A 19,548-nucleotide genomic window follows, 5' to 3' on the forward strand; every position below is an offset into this window, starting at 1 on the left:
TTCATCTTACGAAAAATCCTATATATTATTACGAAAATGAATGGCTTCTGCAATGTGCATATCTGTTATTTCGTCTGTTTTTGCTAAATCTGCAATTGTACGAGCTACTTTTAGTATACGATCATATCCTCGTGCGCTTAAATTCATTTTTTCGAAAGCCTGTTTAAGGATTAATTGTGCTCCTGGCGTCATGTGACAAGCAGTCTTAAGATGTTTATGACTCATTTGGGCATTACAAAATAAATTATACTTTTTTAAACGAGCATACTGAATAGCTCTTGCTTCTATCACCCGTTGGCGGATAATAGCAGAGGATTCTGTGGGTACAGTCGTTGTCATTTCTGCGTATTCTAAGCGTGGTACATGTACATGTATATCCATTCGATCAAGTAAAGGACCAGAGATCTTCTTGCGATAACGATTAATATCACCAATACTACAGGAGCAGCCCTTACTACTATCACCCAAAAATCCACACGGACAAGGATTCATTGCCGTAAGAAGCATTAGCTTTGCTGGATAAGAAAAAGAAGCATTAACTCTCGAAATTGTAACTTGTCCATCTTCTAAGGGCTGGCGTAATACTTCTAAAACGGTTCTTGGAAATTCAGCTAACTCATCTAAAAATAACACACCATGATGGCTCAATGTAACTTCGCCGGGCCGAGGGATACGTCCACCACCTACCATGCTAGCAGCAGAAATAGTATGATGGGGACTGCGAAATGGTCTTGTCGTTACCAATCCCGTATGATTGTGTAGTAAATCTGCAATGCTATATATTTTTGTGACTTCTAATGCTTCCTGGGGCGACATGGTAGGTAAAATAGAGGTAATGCGCCTAGCTAACATAGTCTTTCCAGAGCCTGGTGGTCCTACCATTAATAAATTATGTCCACCCGCTGCTGCAACTTCTAAGGCCCTTTTGGCAACGAATTGCCCCTGTACATCAGCAAAATCCTCATAGTTATTGTTCCCCAAATCGGTAAAAGGTTTTTGCTTTTCGGGTGTCAGAAGCTCTTGTCCATTTAAATGGTTAACTAATTGAGCTAAGTTAGTAGGGGAATATACCATTAACCTATCTACCAGCAGGGCCTCTTGAGAATTATCAGTGCCAACAACTATTTGATTGACTCCTTGCTCAAAGCAATGAATCGCCATTGGTAATACCCCTGAGATACCTCGTAACTTACCTTCTAAGGATAACTCACTGACAAACACATATTGCTGATAATGTTTTGAAATAATTTGTCCGCTGGCCGCTAGGATACCAATGGCAATAGGTAAATCTAGTCCCGAGCTATCTTTTTTTAGATCAGCCGGTGCTAAATTAATTGTAATACGTCGGGAAGGAAATTCAAAACCTGAATTTTTTATTGCTGCCCGTACACGTTCTTTCGACTCTTTAACAGCAGTATCGGGTAAACCAACAATATCTAATGCTGGCAGTCCATTGGATATATCTACTTCTACTGTAATAAGAACTCCATTCAAACCTAAAGTGGTTGAGCCAAATGTTTGCGAAAACACAAAGTTACCTCCGTAAGTTATTCATCTTACCATCTGGAAATAAATCGTTAATATCAATTGTATCACAAATTTTACCAACCATCATATCAATTAGGTCGTTTAATGTATTGGGTTAGGGATATCTACTTTGTCAATTTTACGCGACATTTTCGTTCTAGTATATCATATCCAGCTCGAAGTAAATAATCTGCAGCCACCTGTTCCCCAATATCTCCTCCTGAGCCTTATGCACAATTACACCTAGATACAATATACCCCTAAAAAACAACATCCTGCTACTTCTCATTTTCAATAATACTCAGTGTTGGAATAAATGTAGACCAAGACTTTTATGGTAAAGACGCACCGGAAAATAAATCTTCGAGCCTAGTAAGATAATAAAGGAAAAAAGCTTTGCTAAACTATAAAATTCTAGATAAAAATCTCCCACTATTAGTAAACTTTAATTATAGCAGATTTGTTGCTGATGTCACTGTAGTGGCTACTCCATAATCTGAGGCGCGTACGTGGCTAACTCCAATACAATTAATTTCTATTAGACTGGTTGCTGTTATGAAAAATTGCATCCCGAAGTTTCTTTACTCCAATACCTATTGCGACTCCAGCTCCAACCACAATAGTTACTGCCGCACCGTAGCTGCTACTCCAGCCGCCCCAGCGTTACCCTGCTGCAGTTAGGGCTGAAGCAGTAGCTGCCGAGAGGTACCCATCTCTTGCTACCTTTCCAGTGAACTCTCCAACCAAATATACGCTGACGATTCCTCAACTGCCACACACGGTTAAGTAGTAAATTCTTCAATTGTTAATACCTAAATTGCTTGTCGTTATCATTAATTCCACTCCTATTCACATTTAGTACTAGCATTTGAGCACTTTACTTAATTTTAGAATTAACAAAAATATAGTGAATTCAAATTCGTCTCGTTATTAGTTACTTCGTTTCTCTTTTAAAGCCCTTTTCCCTGCCTGTCTATAAACAAATCCATATTCTGCAATAATATGTAAAAATATGAGTACACAAAAAAGCACAGCTCTGCTCCACTGATGGATAGGCTGTGCCTCTTTTATTAAGTAATTATTGTTTGTATGTGTAATGGCTATTGCTGCGCAATATCAACTAAGATCGTTGCCAATCCTTGAGGATCAGATAAAAATGAAGAGTGCCCAGTATTCATTGAATATATTTTCCGGACAGGTGTTGCGGCAATCATCTTATCTTGTAATGCTGGTGATATGGCTAAATCTTGAAGAGAAGACAATACCACCGTCCCCATTGTCTTCTTGTTGAGTTGTAATTATTCTTTCATAACCATATCGATACACATAACCGATGCCAATACAAGTGTACGTATATTGTCATCTTTATTAATCGAGTCATTGATTGAAAGCATGTAGTATTTTCTTCTCCCTTTGTTGTATTAAAATCCATTACTGAACCTTTCTAGTCTAATGAAGACACAGCACTACTCCACTAATGGATAGGCTGTGTCTTTCTTATAGTTTTTCGTCGTTACAAGTGATACGGTTCTTCATATCGGGTCAAACGGCGAGTTTTTTAGGGAAACTCTGAGTCAAGGAACCGCCCCATTACTCATAAAATAAGTGTCCCTCCCGGCTGCATTACGTGAACCGGAATTCTGTAGCGTTTTTCCACTAACTTTTTAAACTCCTCAGGCGAGGCTTTTATTAAAGGATTGGTATTATAATGCATTGGAATTACTGCCTTGGGTTTGATCAGTCCCACCGCATCTGCCGCGTCAGCTATTCCCATAGTGTAGTTATCTCCTATTGGCAGCAACGCATAATCGACTTTAGCCTTGGCGATGAAGGCCATGTCACCGAATAAGGCGGTATCACCGGCAAAATAGATGGTTTTCCCGTAGAAGTTAACAATAAACCCAGCGGCCAGTCCTCCGGGGACACCAGAACCATGAACAGCCGGTGTTAACTTGACGTAGCCGAAGTCAAATGCCCGCTGACCACCGATATCCATAGGGGCCACATCACATCCTTGCTCTTTCAGCAGTCCGGCAAGAGCGTTAAACGTAATAACCTTAGCACCAGTGCGCTTGGCAATTGGAACGGTATCCCCCAGATGGTCCTGATGACCATGTGAAACAAGGATGTACTGGCATTCAATTTCATCGGCATTGGCCGCCTTCCACGGACTCTTACTCAGATAAGGATCGAAGATCAACTTTGTGTTGCCGTGAGAAAGCATAAACGCCGATTGCCCATAGTAGGTCAGGGTAACTTTTTCGTTAACTGAGTTGTCATTTGCGCTTGCTGCTGCAGCCAGCGAGCTACTCAACAACAGCATTAAAAAAGATAAATAAACCAGAAATTTTCTCAATATGTTTTCCCTCCTATTGTCCTTTAGTCAACAAGTTGTACGCCTTAGATTAATATATAAAATATCTTTCTCTTTAAAATCCTCTTTCCCTGCCAATCTTTGAGAAAAAATCCATATTTTGCAACAATATGTAAAAATATGAGTACACAAAAAAGACACAACCGCTCCATTAGTGGATAGGCTGTGTCTTTTTTGTGAGCAATGATTGCTTGTACGTGAACGAGTCGGACAACCGTCAGCTGACTCATTCATATGTTAAATTCATATTAAGACTTGTTCTATTACATAGCACCACTGTCATAATCCTCGTGAACTCTAAGTTCATTTTTTCTGGGATTGTTCTATGACTTTTGGTATTCGCCGAAGTCCATCCCTACCTATCAAGAACAAATACTCTCACCCCATGAGTACGCCCTAGCTCATATAGTTCTTCGTCTGAAGCGTCTATATGAACGTCAAACACTTTACCTTTAACCGCCCCCCCGGTATCTTCTGCGATACGCCGAAACACTCTGCCGTCAGGCATAACAATCTCAACCTCTGAACCTAGTGGAACTACGTCCGGGTCAACGGCTACAGTCCTGCCCGAGGTAGCTGTTGTGCCTGATGCTGTTTTACCTATATCGTTGTACCAAGTCACCTGTGCGCCGTCTATGTAGCGAGCCACCCGGTGCCCACCACGGCTAGTTGGGTAGACGTCACGCTGGACCGCCAGCTCACGCCTTAGAATTGCTATGTCTTTTTGCATGTCCTCAACCTTTTGCAGATTCGCTTGGGCCTCAGACGTTATTTGTGCTATTCGCGCTTCATCTGCTTGCTTTTGATCAATGATTGTTTTGTAGTTGATGCCAACGCCAAGCATTAAGGTTATTATAATCGTGCCGATAGTCAATTTTAGTCTCATCCTATCACTCCTTCAAATGATATATTAAGGCTTAGCTTATATTATATCGGTAAAGTGGAAGCGGTATCAATGGATAAATTTTCTCATTCCCATTAGAGTCCATCAAGGTAACTGTTTGTCCTTACCATCTACAACTAAAATACTATATTTTGCAATAATATGTAAAAATGTAAGTAAAATAAAAAACAGCCCTGTTCCACTAATGGATGGGCTGTGTCTCACATTGATTTCATATTGAAAAAATCCAAAGTTGAGTAATAGAGCGAATTTCTAATATTACTTACACCATTATACGAGGATGCGCCCTCACTGGTTAGATTATAACCTGAAGGGTATGGAATAGTCTTACTTTCCGCAATAATCTCATTGTTATCTGTACTAGCTGCGAAAACTATATTCACAGTATTCAAACTAATTCCCAGAACCATATAAGTAACTAACAAACAAAATATTTTCTTCACTTTACCACTCCATTCTTTTATATTGTACAAACTAATTGATACTAATCAATTCTATAACTTCCCAGTTATAAAAATAGCATATGCCACACAATACTATAAAGGATGATTTTCACACTAATTACTTAAGGAGGCAATATTCATGACTGTACAAAAAGATTTACAAAAAGCTGTTGCTGCTGCAGAATCCGCTAAAGGTACATACGCTACCTTTGGACAATCCACTGATGATCAAACTGCTAAACAAATGTTTACACAAATGGCACAAGATATGGACCACCACATCAGTCAGCTCAATAGCCGCCTTAATGTTACAGCAGAAAATCAGTTAAATAATCAAGAAGACCAATAAGGAATAAGGGGTAGTGATAACTACCCCTTATTCGCGATGCTCCATATTCTAAAATAAAGGATTGATACGGTGGACGTTCATGTTGGCATCCCACGCGCAATGCTCTATCACGAGTTTGGCAGTTTATGGACTGCTTTTTTTAAAAATTTAGGGGTTCCAGTAACAGTATCTAATGAAACGAATCAGCAGATACTAGATCGAGGTACAATGCTGGCGATTGATGAATCATGCCTGCCATTAAAAATATATCTTGGACATGTCGAATCATTGTTACCAAAATGCACGCATATTTTTATCCCTCGTATCGCAGGATATCACCCTGGTTTTTTTCTATGTGCTAAATTTGCTGGCCTACCTGATATTGTAAGAAACACTTTTAACATGTCTTCCGATCAGCTTATTGCCCCAAATATTGAAAATAAATCTCTGGTTACCCAACTCAAAGCCCTCTATACCACATGCCAGGCTCTAGGCGCATCTAAAACATCAGGTTACCTGGCCTATCAAAAAGCTAAAAAATCCTGGAAAAGCGACCTTGCCTGCCCTGCATCTGGTTCTAAAATAGCAGTTATCGGTCACAGTTATTTATTAAATGACGCATTTTTCTGCCACAATATCTTAACCACCCTGTCCGAGCGTGATATTAAAATAATCACTCCTGAGCAAATTCCAGGTAAGATATTATACCAGGAATCCGTAGTCTCTCAATCTGATATTTATTGGCAGCTATCAGCAAAAATTGACGGGGCAGTTCGTTTTTTTAGCCGTCAGCCTGATATACGCGGCATTATTATGGTATCAAGTTTTGGCTGTGGTCCTGATTCACTATTGAACGAATATGTCGAACATCATATTTTGAAAAACAGTAGTAAACCTTATATAATTCTTAATCTTGATGAACATACAGGTAATGCAGGTATTATTACTAGATTGGAAGCATTTTTGGATTTAATGGATCGGAGGTTAGAATCTTGCAGGTAACATTCCCCCACATGGGCTATTTGAATATCCCAGTATCTAATATGCTGACAAACCTAGGGGTTAGCGTCATCGAAGCGCCGACAATTACCAAAAAGACTATAGAATTAGGCTCACTTCATTCCCCAGAAGGCGTCTGCCTGCCATATAAAATTAATATGGGCAATTTCTTAGAAGGTATTGAACGTGGAGCTGACACGTTGGTAACAGTTTGTGGCGCAGGCAAATGCCGCCAGGGGTTTTATAATTCTGTGCAGAAAATATCCTTATCAGAAAAAACACCACTGCAATTTCACACTATCAACGCCTCAGAGAACTTATTCATAAACTTATATGGTTTCTTACGGACAGTAGCACCAAATGCCAGCCGCTTTTCAATCGTAGAAAATATTGCTATAGCTATTAAAACATTAAAAGCCCTGGATGCCCTTAACAATGCGAAAAACTATTATGGAGCACGTGCTAAGAACGCTGATACCATAATTTCTATTTATCAGAGCGGGATAAGTCAATTAGGTCAATGCCATACATTTCGAGAAATAAACAAAAAACAAGCCGAAATTACTGCTCAGATGCAAGCTATTGCTACTGGCGGTGCAAACCAACCTGCAAAAGTTGGAATAATTGGTGAATTATATCTATTATTAGAACCATATGTAAATCACAATATTGAAGATCTACTTATTAAACAAGGTGTTGAAGTGAAAAAATTTGTTTACACTGGCGATTGGGCCTATTCGCAAATAATATTACGCACTTTAGGACTGTATAATGAAGAAACTGATCATCTGAAGCAAGCACGTCCTTATTTAAACTATCACGTAGGTGGCGATGGATTAAAATCCGTCGGTACAGCCTTATGGTGCACGCGTCATCACTATGATGGCATCATTCACCTTTACCCATTTGGCTGCATGCCTGAAATAGTAGCACAATATGCACTTAAAAATATTGCTAAAGACTATAACATCCCTATGCTAGCGTTAAGTATTGATGAACATGCGAGCGATGTTGGAATAATAACTCGTCTGGAAGCATTTATCGACTGCCTCAAACGCAAGCAAAAATAAAAAATAATGATCGATCAAAAAACAGTGTTAAAGATCATTTTTTCTCAAGCTTAGAGCATTCGCTCTAAGACATTTTAAGGAGGATTTAGTTATGCAGGCTTTTTTAGGGCTTGATGTTGGTTCTGTGAGTACCAATATTGCAGTACTTAATATGCAAGATCAAATTATAGACAATTTATATATACGTACTCAGGGGCGGCCGATTGATGCGGTACAGAGCGGTTTGCGAGAAATTAAAGAGCGTAACCCTGAATTGACGATAGAAGGCGTCGGTACTACAGGTAGCGGCAGACAATTGGCAGGAATCGTTGTAGGTGCTGACTCCATCAAAAATGAAATTACAGCCCACGCCGTAGCTGCAATACATATTGTTCCTGATGTACAGACTGTTATTGAAATTGGTGGACAAGATTCTAAATTGATTATTATTCGCAATGGGATAGTTACTGATTTTACTATGAATACCGTGTGCGCGGCAGGAACAGGCTCATTTTTGGATCAGCAAGCTGCTAGGCTTAATATACCTATAGAAGCTTTCGGTGAACGGGCTATTGAATCATCGGCATCAGTAAGGGTAGCAGGACGCTGCGCAGTATTCGCTGAGTCGGATATGATTCACAAACAGCAAACTGGGCATCAGATTCCAGATATTTTAAATGGCCTATGTCAAGCGTTAGTACGCAATTTTCTTAATAATTTAGGTAAAGGTAAAGAACTCAAAGGTCCTATTATCTTTCAAGGCGGTGTAGCTGCTAATAAAGGTATGAAACGGGCGTTTGAAGAGGCATTAAATTGTTCAGTAATAGTACCGACCTACCATAATGTTATGGGCGCTATTGGAGCGGCACTCCTAGCTAAGGAGCAAATGGCGAAGTTAGAGCAGGCAACCGTTTTTCATGGTTTTGATATAGTTGATTTTACCTATACACCGCGTAGTTTTGCATGTGATGGCTGTCCTAACATATGTGAAGTAATCGAACTTAAAATGAATGATCAGATAACAGCAATGTGGGGTGACTGTTGTGGTAAGTGGAGCAAAAGTATGCCATTATAAAATAAGAACATTGATTTATGCCCGCATTAAGATTGCATGAACGATCGGTATTAGCTGTAGCGTAGATCATTACGAGCTCTTTAAAGCTAACGGATATACTCATTAGTTTTTTACGTTTTAGCTTAGACAAGCCTGCAAAATTAGCATACTAAAAAAGTGAGGTCAGCGGATTTTTATCCGTTGACCTCTTTGCTTCATTGTACTTGTAATTTATTACTGACGTGCGTCTTGGATCTTACGATTTAGTTCTTCGTATGCTCTACAACTCATCGGCACCTTTACACCTAATGAAGCCGCAATTCATTTAATCTTACATACCTTGCTATTCCATGATTTAATACCATATTTTTCAACAATATGTAAAAATATGATTGATACAGACAACCTGGCACGGGTATTGAAACCTAAAGCCTGACACCGCGTACTCTCCTTATAACGGCAATTTAAAACTAGAATAATCTGCTGGAGTTCAAACAAGGGGCATCAACGGGAGATATAGCCTGGTGATAGAGGCTTGAAGCGGAAAATCAGATATGGTGTTGTATTTTCTGCCTTTCCATCGTGGAAAACAGCGGCTGCGGAGACTTGGGACGCTGAAACATACATATTACCGTCTAAGGAATATGAAATACCATCAGGCCACACCATGTCCGGATGACTTATTAACGTATGGTATTTACGGTCTGGTGTTATAAGTCCAATAGACTTGCTCTCCAACGCAGTCAAGTAAATATTACCTGATTTATCGATGGATAGCCCGCCATTATTGGGCTTATCAGAGTACCGCTCCACTTTCGAGCTAAGTTCTGCAGACGTAAGCTTTTCGTTGTTCAGTTCATCTACACGAATCCGATATAAAGATTGCCCACTCAACGGTCCATAATATAGCCACTCTGCCTTCCAATCCATAGTAATACCGTCACACCCAACTTTGATAATGACGGGATTTCCGTCTTTGCCTGGGAAGGTAAGATCTTTATCATCAAAATGAAGTGGAACATTCTCCGGTATTGTAGAGCGGTCGCCTTCCAAAACTCTTCGTGCATATCCACTGTCCATGTCGATAATGATGATGGCGGATTGTGAACCATCCCCACCAGGACCGATATCTTCATCTGCTATATAAAACTTTCGATTTTTCTGATCGATAACTAAGTCTTGTGGTTGCGATCCTGGTCGTGTCACAGGTTCTGGCATATAATATATTCGCTCAAGCTTGTTAGTCCGTGTGTTCCATCCAACCAATTTTGGGGTAATATGGGTGCGAAACCCCATATCAAGCATCCAGACAACTCCATTCTCATCCGACCTCAATCCAAGTACGTTATCAAGATAATGATCAGTGCCCTGCCGCGGTGTGTTCCATTCGGCATTCGGAAAAGCTTCGAACGTCGTTGGCGATGTGAGTCTAGCTACTCGAATATTCGGAGCATAAAACGGATGATGACTAAAAATAATTTGATTTTCTGGCGTGAAAGCAATGTTACCTACGGAATAAGGAAGTCTTGCAACAATTTCCGATTGGACAGGCTGAATGTTCGACTCAGCAGCATCGACGCTCGTAAAAAATGTGGTCAAAAAAACTGTTAATACAAGTATTATAATATTAGTCATTCTTATCATATCGATTTATTTCCTCCTACTAAATTTAGTCCATACGATTCCTGTATCCTAACTTAACTTCCAAAAGCAAAAACACTTATAGCAATTACACTGCGAATAAAAATGCACCTCCTCTTCGCCAGCAACCTTTGTTTTCCCTACTGGTCAGAAAAAAACAACTAGAGACCAATCCCAAAACGGAATTGGTCTCTAGTTATCTAGTCAACCATTATTTGTTATATCTTAAACTATATTATTTCTTCTTGTCAAGATGTCTTTTAGAAAGGACAGGCTATTTTATTCCCTAAAAAAACCAAAGAACTTCTACCAAATTAATAAAAATCTGACAAGAGTTCTATTTATTTCGCATTACCAATGATACCGTTCTCCGTATCGGGTCAAGCGACGAAATTCATTTTTAGAAAATATCAATGCGAAAAGACATCCCTTGTCCCATTATTTAATGTAAATCTTTTTTCAGCAGTCCCTGAACCGCTTTTTGCCAATTCCTGCACAACTTCCGGCGGTGGCTGTTCTTTGGGGTACTTCTTATCACCTAAAATCCAGCCATCTTTTGTCGCAAGAATTTCTTGCTTTTTCTTATCCTCTGCCATAAAAACACCCCTCCTTCACCAATACTCACACCGCCCTAAGGTGACGATTCTACCGTCTCCTCCTTCTTGAAGGGACATCACCTGTAACGCTGTACCCCGTTCTTCCTCGTTTAACAATACATCCAAGCCTAAGGCAGCAAAACCTCCAACAGGTTAACTATTTAATACTCCATAACATGCCATGTTGCATGCTGTCACCAGAATATGCAAGGAATTAAAGGAATTTCTCTTGATTTAAGGAACAATAATATTACTAATATCTATTTTTATATTCATTGTAATTTTGCAGTGTCACTGCAAGTCTAATATCGGGGGAGGATGCACCTATGAAAAAAATATTTTTATCTAATGTGCAAACTGAGCTAAATAAATGTAAAGCGAATAACGAGGTATTTACGGAAGAAGATATTTCTAATCTTCCTAGCCCAGTACAGCGATATTTTAGATATTGTGGCTACATCGGCACAGAAAAAATGACTAATGTTAAATTTCTGTGGGATGACGTTAACTTTAAAATACGCCTTGATAAACCATGGACAAAAATGGAAGTCCAGCAATATAATTTTGCCTCTGAGCCAGGCAGAATCACTTATATGTATATAAAAATGTTTGGCATAATTCCTATGGAGGCCAAAGAAGAATATCTGAATGGGAAAGGCACAATGCTTGGCAAATTGCTAAAAAAAGTAACCATATTTGATAATAGGGGATCGGAAACAAATGCATCCCAAGCTATAAATTACTTAGCTGAATCTTTGTTTGTCCCTACTTGTGCTCTACAGCAAAATATCCTATGGCAGTATATAGACCAAAATCATGTCAAAGCAATCTATGAATACAAGGGCGTTAAAGTAGAGGGTATACTTACCTTTAATGATAAGGGTGAATACACAAAGTTTGAAACAGAAGATCGATATATGGACACTGGTGGCGGCACATTAAAAAAAACCAAATGGACGGCTGAAGTATGTAATTATGTTGAAAAAAATGGTATAGCAATACCATCGGATTTAAAAGCAATTTGGAACCTACCTACTGGAGATTTCGAGTATTTTAATGGTACTTTAACAAATATTGTGCATAATAATACAAGAATCAATTAACTTAGAAAACATCAGATGGTTTTAAATACTAAACTTAATTAATCAACATCTCTAAATGTCCTAGCCTATTCGCAAGAAAATTGCAATACTGATATAAATATTTAAACTTAAGCGGATTCCCCTTAAGCTTTTAGAATGATATTATATATAAGGCGGTACATCCGTCTTTTTCTTTAATCATTTTACCGAACATATGTACTAATGATATTTTTTTAGAATAATAATATCGTGTTTTGCGACAACTTCTACAAATACCTTATAGTTACTCATAATTCCACCTCTTAAAGCGAACACACGTTCGTTATCGTTATAAAGTCAAGATTAGTAAAAATCAAGTAATATGGAACAAACAGATTCTACCAATAGGAATCCAAGTAGCAAAGGTGACGCTAAAAGAACCAGCAAATTAATTCGCTGGTTCTTTTAACTGAGAAAGACATGGGGAGAATCCAAAAGGAGAATTATTTCATCTCCATGAATTGTCGTTAGGTTTATCATACATTAAATTTGTGAAATAATTGTATCGTTTTTGTTATTTTTATGTTAAAAAGCAATTTAACATATGTTAAGGATATTTTCTGGTATTTAATTTTATAGATATAATTGGCACTAAAATCAAATAAAAAAGCACCGCCCTACCAATTAAGGTAAGACGGTGCATCTTTATATCCACTCACCTAATTAAAGGTAAATGAAGATGGAAAATTCATTCTTTCTTATGTGCGGCAGGTGCTACGTTAGAAAACATCCTTAGAATCCATAGAAAGATAATGGCTCCTATAGTACTTGAAATTATCGATCCTATCGTACCATATACGGGCATACCTATGAGGTTAAATAAATATCCACCAATAAAAGAACCAAGAACGCCAGTTACTAAGTCACCCCAAATACCAAAACCTCTACCGCGTGAAATCAAGCCTGCCAACCAACCAGAGATTAATCCGATTAATAATAACCAAAGCATTTGCATCAAGTATCATCCTTTCATGAGTGATGCTTGTATGCTCTCCATATATTTACCATTTTATACAATGAGAATGTGACTGTTTAGTCATTTCTCATTAAAAATAAAATCATCGTATTTTGATGAAAACTTACGAGTGCCACCTATAAATGAAATAATGTAATAATCGAACTACTAGCAGTGTACAATACTAGTATTCCAGCAAAAATTACAATCGGATGACTACGCCATTCATTTTCTTTTATATTGTCACGTTCGTAACCATCACTGGAGCGACCGTCTGAACCGTCACTATTGACATAGCTCATGTATTATCCCCTCCTTCTTTCAGAATTATAATACAGGAAAAATATGACAATTTGATGACAGCAAGAAAGCGTCCACCAATTCGGTAGACGACTTTTATTCAGTTATATGAGCCATTTCATTCTTTCTTATGACTAGCTCTGCTTAACGAAACATACGTATGGCCCATAGAAGTATAATAGCTCCCATAGTACTTGAAAGTATCGATTCTATTGTGCCATACACAAAGATATCCGTAACATTAAATAAAAATCCGCCAATAAAAGAACCTATAACAGCCGCCCCTAAGTCTCCCCATATACCACCGAAACTATCGTTGCGAGAAATCATGCCAGCCGCCCGCCGAATCTTCGTATTACTTTCTTTATCTGCTGGTTCACAATATGTATTCGACATTAAAATCATTCCTTCCGAACTAAAATATTATCGTTGAGGTAAATATATACTTTTTGATAATCATTGTAAATTTAAAAGTGTATTCCGTTAAAAGGCGCAATTGTGTAAATTATAAATATTAAATATTGCTGTAATTGTTTGTAAAATAAAAAAGCACCGCCCTACCAATTAAGGTAAGGCGGCGCTTAAATAGATAACTTCTATTCTTCAATCTTTTTTGCGCTACCCTTTACACACTCTCTATAGATATCTAAGTCAACATATTTGCTTCGAATAAAATTGCGACCTAATGCTATCGCGGGATTTTCAATAAACTTGTTATAAAAATGCGCAACAACAATAGATATTAGCGGAACCATAGCTACAATGGCGTAAATAGGAAAAAAATCTTTAAGAGAATAAATTGCAGTCAGTAGGACTATCGGGTGTACTAAATATAAACTATATGAGATTTTACCAAGATATATTAATTTGGGTTTTAACAAAAATCCTTTTACTTTATCGTCTCCTAATGATAGTGCAATAAAAATAGATGCCCCAATTCCTGTTAAAAGATCAAGAACATTATGACTTAAATTAAAAGGAATTAACCATTCAAAAAGGTAAAAAATTAATCCAACAATAGAAAATGTGAAATTCATTGCTTTTTTTGAATTAGCTATATATGAAGAAATAGAATAGTGATACTTAGCCAATAAACATCCCATTATAAAGAAAGATGAAAAATGTACTAAATGCGACTTATGAAATATTAGTAAAATAGAAATACATAAGACTATTCTCCAATTTGCCTTTTTGACGAGGTATACCAATAAGGGGAATATAATTGAAACTTGCATCTCGTACACAAGAGACCATGTTACAGTGTTGATATTGTGTGTTTCATCTGTGCTTACCATAAGCAATAAACCTAACCAACCCGCAAAGTCGGGGATACTTTTCCACATTGCATTAAACCATTTACTAAGACTGACTATTCCATGTTCAGATAATATTTGTAATAACAATGCCGAAATTATTAGAGAGACTACATATGGGATGTATATACGGAAAATCCTCTTTATAATGTATTTGAAATATTTTTGTTGATTTTCTTGAAAATAAGGAAGAGATAATACAAATCCACTTAGTATAAAGAATAGAATAACGGCTTCATGCCCAGCCCAAAATAAATGCAACGGCGAATAGGTTAAGAAAGAAACAATAGGTATGATACCTTCATGAAAGTTAGCTGCAAGAAATAATGGGAATACAAGCAGGCAATGGTGAAGAACAACTGAAAACGATGCCAAACCCCGTAGTGCGTCTAATTGATGAATTCTAGTTGCTATAACTATGCACCTCACTTTATAGACATATTATAACAAACTAGACAAGTATTTACTACCCAAGCATACACAAAGGCCGCCAAACTCATAAAGAGCTAGGCGGCCTTTGTGTATTACTAACGTGTTAGCAAATATCCTCCTGCAGCAGTACCAACTATACATCCAATACGTTCCTTCTTGCGGGAGGATTTTTCTTTCTTCATCTCTTCTGCATTTATTTTTGCTTGTTTTTCCAGTTTTTGATTAGCGATTAGCCTAGCTTGAACATTCGCCATTCAGTAACATCTATTTTAGTAGTAGAAGATGTTGAAAATCCCAAAAATCATCATAGTCCTAAACATATGATTAAGCCCCATAGAGTTATCCAATAGGTTTGCAAGCGATACCATTACAAGAATAAAAACCTTTCGTTTCAGACCATTCAAACGCAGCATAAAACCCTTTTCCATATTCCCGGATAATAAGCAATTTTCTATTATGATATTCTTAGGTGCTATGCCTTTATGAGTTTCCCAGTGATTTGGCTCGATTCCGATTCCGGATTCTGGTGCTGTACCATTCTGGTTTGTAAAATCTGAATCCCGAATTATAACACCATCACACGACACAATTGATAAGCCCTGTCGCCTATTGTTAGTAGAAATTACATTTGTTACCAAAACGTTTTTTAGATAATTTATAGTCATATTACTGCCCAAATAGATGCCATCTCCCCAACCATCCTGAGTAATGACAGAATCTATTTTTATGTTGTTACACCCTTCAATGATCTTTATACAGTGCCCCCATTCTCCCTTTATTGTGCCACCGGCAATAACTACATTCTCAACATTTGACAGGTTAAAAACAGCATAAGTATCTGAATTATTAGGGATAGCTTGGATTACAGCGTTTCCTGCCATAATTATTCTGGTTCTGCAAGCGGCTTAATGTCAATATCGACCCTGGCCTTTTCTTTTTCAAGCCCAAGGCTGTTCTCTGTTTCCAGTGCCTCCGCTTCCAGGAGGAGAAACTTGTGTGCGTTTTCCACTCCCTCCACCGATGAAGCATATTCCGTTAAGGCGGCTTCACTACCTTCTGTTAGTCTACCGTTTTTAATTAGAAATCTTGAATTCCTTCGCAAATCGAAGCTTGGTGTTGCATTAGTAAGCTATTCTTATTTGCAGTCGAACACTTGTTCGTTTCGTCGTTTGCCGACACCCCCATCCATGGTTTAAAATGGATACGAGATAGTAGTTGGAGAAGATCTGTGGCCACAGTGTAGCCTACTATCTCCTGCTGGGAGTGCCCAGAAAAAGGGGTGGACGTTAGCGCGTCCACCCTCTATCTTTCCCTCTTACATTGATAAAGAGAAAAGCTTAAAATCCAGGAAGCTTTACGCTACCTGGATTTCTAAACTAGCTTACTATTTTTTTATCTTATATCGAGATTTTTGATCAAAATAAGTCATATCGGCATAACCAGCGTAAATTTTGCCGGAATGTCTAACTCCTTCGAAAATAAAATAACGGTCACCTTTGACAAATGTTTTCTTTACTCCATCAATTGTTAGATCAATTTTTCCTTCTAAGACGATACCCCATTGAAATTCATGAGAGTGTTCGGGTAGTTCAACATCTTCACTAAATTCCATTATGATTTTTGACTAATATGAAACAAATGATAAATGAAAAAGTGCCATTGGTAAATATCCAATTAATTCTCTTATAACACAATTGGACTTACTCTATTCGAAAGTTAATGTGCCAGTAAGTTTTACGGCTACTTGTCCTGTGAAATTACCTTTATATGGATGGTATTAGATAATAAAAAGCACCCCGAAGGATGCTTGATAATCACAATTTTATTTCTTTTAGAAGTACACTTTTATCAATCAGGAATCACAGGAATCACAAGAGTCACTGGAGTCGCAAGAATCACAAGAATCACAGGAGTCACTGGAGTCGCAAGAGTCGAAGGAGTCGCACTCGCACTCCCACTCGCATTTATGACACTTATGACACTTTTTACAATCACGATTGGATTCAAAATCGTTCATTTCTTCACCTCTTTTACACATTATTCTATATATAATATGTAATTTAAGTGAAAAGGCTCCTAACTATTTGATTCTTAACAAAACTGCCCCAGTACTGAGGGGAGAACATTAGATAATAAAAAGCACCCCGAAGGATGCTTGAGTGTTGAGCCTCAAAATTTGAAGTGCTCTCTATTTAGAATGTTTTGCGCATAAGAATACCTTCATATTTAATCACTAACGTACCTATTATATAAGTTCTTGGTAGCTAATGTAATAATAATAACTGAAACTACTATATTGGGTATACTTACGCACCAAGAAGTTATTAGAGTATTTACCCCTGTCAAACCAATATTTAGCAAGGTTAAATAAAAAATCATAGCTACACCTCCAACATTATAATATGCGCATTAGTTAATAATAGTCTAATTAATTACAGTATTGACATATCCAACATTTACCATACGTCTTTTATCTAAAAAAGAGCACATTGGCTTAGTTTCTAATATAGGTTCGGCGTTTTGTTGTAGATCTTCTTTTGCTTGTTATTTTCTCATAAAAATCAATACTCATTGTTAGTATTCCCAAGAGGGTCGCGATTAATGTTAGTATCCTATCATAATCCACTCCCCCATGAACCCACCTCCTAATGTAATTTTAGAGATATATTACAAGGGTTACACTTATATATTACCATAATATGGTACTAAAGTAAAACATTCACGTATAGCAAATACCGACAATCCCACATAATACCAATTGAACTTTTTTTCACTTTTATACTACAAAAGGTTTTAATAATAGTTATGAGTAAGTACATAATTCTATGACTTCTTTTATGTAAAAAAAGCCATCTGTTAATCACTTTCCATGTTTCTATGATATCCCTCTTAACTATTAAAATAAAAGAGAAGGTAGCAGATAATTAGTCTGCAGATCCTTCTCATGTAATTACTTATAAATTTTACTAATATCATTTTATCTCATGTGAACTCGCATGTCACTGTCATGTTTTTCGCATCTAAGAAATGCCATCAATGCCGAAGATTAAAGCACTTAGCTTTGAGCAAGCTTCACGAATGTCACGATAGTAGGTACTTTCATCTATCCCTTCACTCTCACATAAATCCGCTAGTTTGAGTCCATCAAAGTAAACAGCCTGTATAATGCGATACCTCCGCTCATCCTCAACCTTCCCAGATGTCTCACAATAAATCTTATATAACTTTAACATCTGATCAATATGAGCAAGGATGATATAGGTCCTGGTTACACTTTTTTTAATAGACTCAATGTAAATATCACTGCTATAACATTCTAGAGAATCAAGCACATCTACAACCCTTTCAGTAGTGATAGCCTTCGGTAAATCAAATACAGATTCTCTGCAATGCTCTTTTAAAAGTGGGTAGTGCTTTAAAAGCAACTTTGTTTTCTCAGTCTTTTATCATGACGGGATTTTTTCTTTTTTAAGCTCTGTTGCGCAAGATAATTCATAGCTGCATTTACGGCCGCTTCAGCTGCAATTTTAACAATTAATTCTTTGTTCATTTTTCATGCCCCCCACAAAATAAAATGCCGACACTCCTGGTAATCAGGTAGTGCCGGCTTCCGTTCTTCGGTCAGCCAATTATTCTTTTTTTCTCCGGCCGGATACTCTGACGTATATCGACTCGGGTGACTTCACCGTTTTGGATTATAAAATCTACGTTCCCATATTTGAGGGAATCTAACTGGTCTTGTACTTTTTTTATTTGAGCGATGAGTTCATTACTTAATGTCATTCGCGCCTCCTTCAACCCCTTAATAACTTAAGAAATAGTAAATATTTACCGATATACTAGTGGAATTATGGAAGCTTATTGATTTAAAGGAGATGTTTTATTTGAAACGTATATTATTGCTCATTCTATTGCTAATGGTATTTATAACAACTTGTGCTTTTGCATCTGAGGGAAGTGTATATGAGGATCGATTCCACAATACATTCCGCATCACATTGCCCAACGAATGGCAAAGCAACCAAGTTCATGGAGCCATATTCGGAGCAACTGCACCTAGCCATTCTACTTTTAAAATTTACATAGATGTTGCAAACAAAGAAGATCCTTTTTCTTCGAAGAAAGAGGAAGAAGAATTTGCAACCGCTATTGTTGGAGAAACAAACACGGTAAAAGATAATCACCACATAGTGATTGATAACCGAGATGCCTTACGAATCATATCTTTCGATGATAAAAAATCAACGTATAGAATACAATACACTTTCTATAAAAAAGGGGTTATCTTTGTGGTAACGGGTGAAGGTGAGCTTGGCCAACTAGATGAAGATCAAAGTACTTTTGACCAGATTATGTCCACCTTTAAGTTCCTCTATTAATTCAACCTACCCAGTACATGCTGGGTATTTTTCTTTACCTCCCCATAATAACCTCACGCCTACCATCACTGTAGGTTCTTTTCACTTATCTACTCTCCATTTAATCTCCGCTATTTCTTCTTTAGTCATTATG

Annotated in this window: 24 protein-coding genes; 6 read left to right on the top strand and 18 right to left on the bottom strand. The window is 37.5% G+C overall.

Features of this window, described 5'->3' with window-relative positions; all coding sequences use genetic code 11:
* Window positions 1–18: 18 nt before the first annotated feature.
* The 4 genes from UFO1_RS11320 to UFO1_RS11330 form a co-directional block, all read right to left on the bottom strand.
* Complete coding sequence (locus tag UFO1_RS11320; protein ID WP_038670879.1) at window positions 19–1,530, bottom strand: YifB family Mg chelatase-like AAA ATPase; 1,512 nt, start codon at window positions 1,528–1,530, stop codon at window positions 19–21.
* Window positions 1,531–2,627: 1,097 nt separating this feature from the next.
* Window positions 2,628–2,789, bottom strand: a complete 162-nt coding sequence (locus UFO1_RS25185) for a hypothetical protein (protein ID WP_158442794.1) — start codon at window positions 2,787–2,789, stop codon at window positions 2,628–2,630.
* A 332-nt stretch (window positions 2,790–3,121) separates the two neighbouring features.
* Complete coding sequence (locus UFO1_RS11325) at window positions 3,122–3,883, bottom strand: metal-dependent hydrolase (protein ID WP_236639387.1); 762 nt, start codon at window positions 3,881–3,883, stop codon at window positions 3,122–3,124.
* Between the two features lie 373 nt (window positions 3,884–4,256).
* Window positions 4,257–4,787: a 3D domain-containing protein gene (locus UFO1_RS11330; protein ID WP_038670881.1), complete on the bottom strand. Its 531-nt coding sequence runs from the start codon at window positions 4,785–4,787 to the stop codon at window positions 4,257–4,259.
* 600 nt (window positions 4,788–5,387) lie between these two features.
* Between UFO1_RS11330 and UFO1_RS11340 the strand changes: the two genes are divergently transcribed.
* The 4 genes from UFO1_RS11340 (at window position 5,388) to UFO1_RS11355 (ending at window position 8,699) form a co-directional block, all read left to right on the top strand.
* Window positions 5,388–5,597 carry a DUF1657 domain-containing protein gene (locus tag UFO1_RS11340; RefSeq protein WP_038670885.1) on the top strand — a complete coding sequence of 70 codons (210 nt, stop codon included), beginning with the start codon at window positions 5,388–5,390 and terminating at the stop codon, window positions 5,595–5,597.
* Between the two features lie 69 nt (window positions 5,598–5,666).
* Window positions 5,667–6,578, top strand: coding sequence for an acyl-CoA dehydratase activase-related protein (locus UFO1_RS11345; protein ID WP_038670887.1), 912 nt, complete (start codon window positions 5,667–5,669; stop codon window positions 6,576–6,578).
* Entirely contained in the window at window positions 6,569–7,645 is a 1,077-nt protein-coding gene (locus UFO1_RS11350; protein WP_038670889.1) for a hypothetical protein, read from the top strand. The genes UFO1_RS11345 and UFO1_RS11350 overlap by 10 nt, the downstream gene beginning before the upstream one ends.
* Before the next feature lie 91 nt (window positions 7,646–7,736).
* A complete protein-coding gene (locus UFO1_RS11355; RefSeq protein WP_038670891.1) occupies window positions 7,737–8,699 on the top strand; it encodes an acyl-CoA dehydratase activase in 963 nt (320 codons plus the stop codon).
* Window positions 8,700–9,182: 483 nt separating this feature from the next.
* On the opposite strand, the gene UFO1_RS11360 is transcribed toward UFO1_RS11355, so the two are convergent.
* Both UFO1_RS11360 and UFO1_RS25355 read right to left on the bottom strand, forming a co-directional pair.
* A complete protein-coding gene (locus tag UFO1_RS11360; RefSeq protein WP_201771063.1) occupies window positions 9,183–10,322 on the bottom strand; it encodes an L-dopachrome tautomerase-related protein in 1,140 nt (379 codons plus the stop codon).
* A gap of 407 nt (window positions 10,323–10,729) precedes the next feature.
* Window positions 10,730–10,915 carry a hypothetical protein gene (locus UFO1_RS25355; protein ID WP_162472643.1) on the bottom strand — a complete coding sequence of 62 codons (186 nt, stop codon included), beginning with the start codon at window positions 10,913–10,915 and terminating at the stop codon, window positions 10,730–10,732.
* Between the two features lie 326 nt (window positions 10,916–11,241).
* Between UFO1_RS25355 and UFO1_RS11365 the strand changes: the two genes are divergently transcribed.
* Window positions 11,242–12,018 (top strand): DUF6544 family protein, encoded by a 777-nt coding sequence (locus UFO1_RS11365; RefSeq protein WP_051788902.1) that lies wholly within the window; start codon window positions 11,242–11,244, stop codon window positions 12,016–12,018.
* Window positions 12,019–12,724: 706 nt separating this feature from the next.
* On the opposite strand, the gene UFO1_RS11370 is transcribed toward UFO1_RS11365, so the two are convergent.
* The 12 genes from UFO1_RS11370 to UFO1_RS24450 form a co-directional block, all read right to left on the bottom strand.
* Complete coding sequence (locus tag UFO1_RS11370) at window positions 12,725–12,985, bottom strand: GlsB/YeaQ/YmgE family stress response membrane protein (protein ID WP_038675119.1); 261 nt, start codon at window positions 12,983–12,985, stop codon at window positions 12,725–12,727.
* Window positions 12,986–13,128: 143 nt separating this feature from the next.
* Window positions 13,129–13,293: a hypothetical protein gene (locus UFO1_RS25190; protein ID WP_158442795.1), complete on the bottom strand. Its 165-nt coding sequence runs from the start codon at window positions 13,291–13,293 to the stop codon at window positions 13,129–13,131.
* Window positions 13,294–13,435: 142 nt separating this feature from the next.
* Window positions 13,436–13,687 (bottom strand): GlsB/YeaQ/YmgE family stress response membrane protein, encoded by a 252-nt coding sequence (locus UFO1_RS11375; protein ID WP_051788903.1) that lies wholly within the window; start codon window positions 13,685–13,687, stop codon window positions 13,436–13,438.
* A 200-nt stretch (window positions 13,688–13,887) separates the two neighbouring features.
* Window positions 13,888–15,033: an acyltransferase gene (locus UFO1_RS11380; protein ID WP_071842011.1), complete on the bottom strand. Its 1,146-nt coding sequence runs from the start codon at window positions 15,031–15,033 to the stop codon at window positions 13,888–13,890.
* Window positions 15,034–15,131: 98 nt separating this feature from the next.
* Window positions 15,132–15,290: a hypothetical protein gene (locus tag UFO1_RS11385; protein WP_236639388.1), complete on the bottom strand. Its 159-nt coding sequence runs from the start codon at window positions 15,288–15,290 to the stop codon at window positions 15,132–15,134.
* A 15-nt stretch (window positions 15,291–15,305) separates the two neighbouring features.
* Window positions 15,306–15,917, bottom strand: a complete 612-nt coding sequence (locus UFO1_RS24065) for a right-handed parallel beta-helix repeat-containing protein (protein WP_051788904.1) — start codon at window positions 15,915–15,917, stop codon at window positions 15,306–15,308.
* Between the two features lie 2 nt (window positions 15,918–15,919).
* Window positions 15,920–16,045, bottom strand: coding sequence for a hypothetical protein (locus UFO1_RS25985; protein ID WP_256380542.1), 126 nt, complete (start codon window positions 16,043–16,045; stop codon window positions 15,920–15,922).
* Between the two features lie 375 nt (window positions 16,046–16,420).
* Window positions 16,421–16,648, bottom strand: a complete 228-nt coding sequence (locus UFO1_RS11400) for a cupin domain-containing protein (RefSeq protein ID WP_051788905.1) — start codon at window positions 16,646–16,648, stop codon at window positions 16,421–16,423.
* A 614-nt stretch (window positions 16,649–17,262) separates the two neighbouring features.
* Complete coding sequence (locus UFO1_RS25195; RefSeq protein WP_158442797.1) at window positions 17,263–17,415, bottom strand: hypothetical protein; 153 nt, start codon at window positions 17,413–17,415, stop codon at window positions 17,263–17,265.
* A gap of 641 nt (window positions 17,416–18,056) precedes the next feature.
* Window positions 18,057–18,368, bottom strand: a complete 312-nt coding sequence (locus UFO1_RS25740) for a DUF1492 domain-containing protein (protein ID WP_236639389.1) — start codon at window positions 18,366–18,368, stop codon at window positions 18,057–18,059.
* Between the two features lie 83 nt (window positions 18,369–18,451).
* Window positions 18,452–18,586 carry a hypothetical protein gene (locus tag UFO1_RS25990; protein WP_256380543.1) on the bottom strand — a complete coding sequence of 45 codons (135 nt, stop codon included), beginning with the start codon at window positions 18,584–18,586 and terminating at the stop codon, window positions 18,452–18,454.
* Between the two features lie 71 nt (window positions 18,587–18,657).
* Entirely contained in the window at window positions 18,658–18,819 is a 162-nt protein-coding gene (locus tag UFO1_RS24450; protein ID WP_071842012.1) for a DUF2292 domain-containing protein, read from the bottom strand.
* Window positions 18,820–18,920: 101 nt separating this feature from the next.
* Here UFO1_RS24450 and UFO1_RS11410 point away from each other — a divergent pair, with 101 nt between their 5' ends.
* Entirely contained in the window at window positions 18,921–19,415 is a 495-nt protein-coding gene (locus UFO1_RS11410) for a hypothetical protein (protein ID WP_038670897.1), read from the top strand.
* Window positions 19,416–19,548 lie beyond the last annotated feature (133 nt).

Origin of the sequence: Pelosinus sp. UFO1 (assembly GCF_000725345.1) — a bacterium.
Classification (GTDB): domain Bacteria; phylum Bacillota; class Negativicutes; order DSM-13327; family DSM-13327; genus Pelosinus.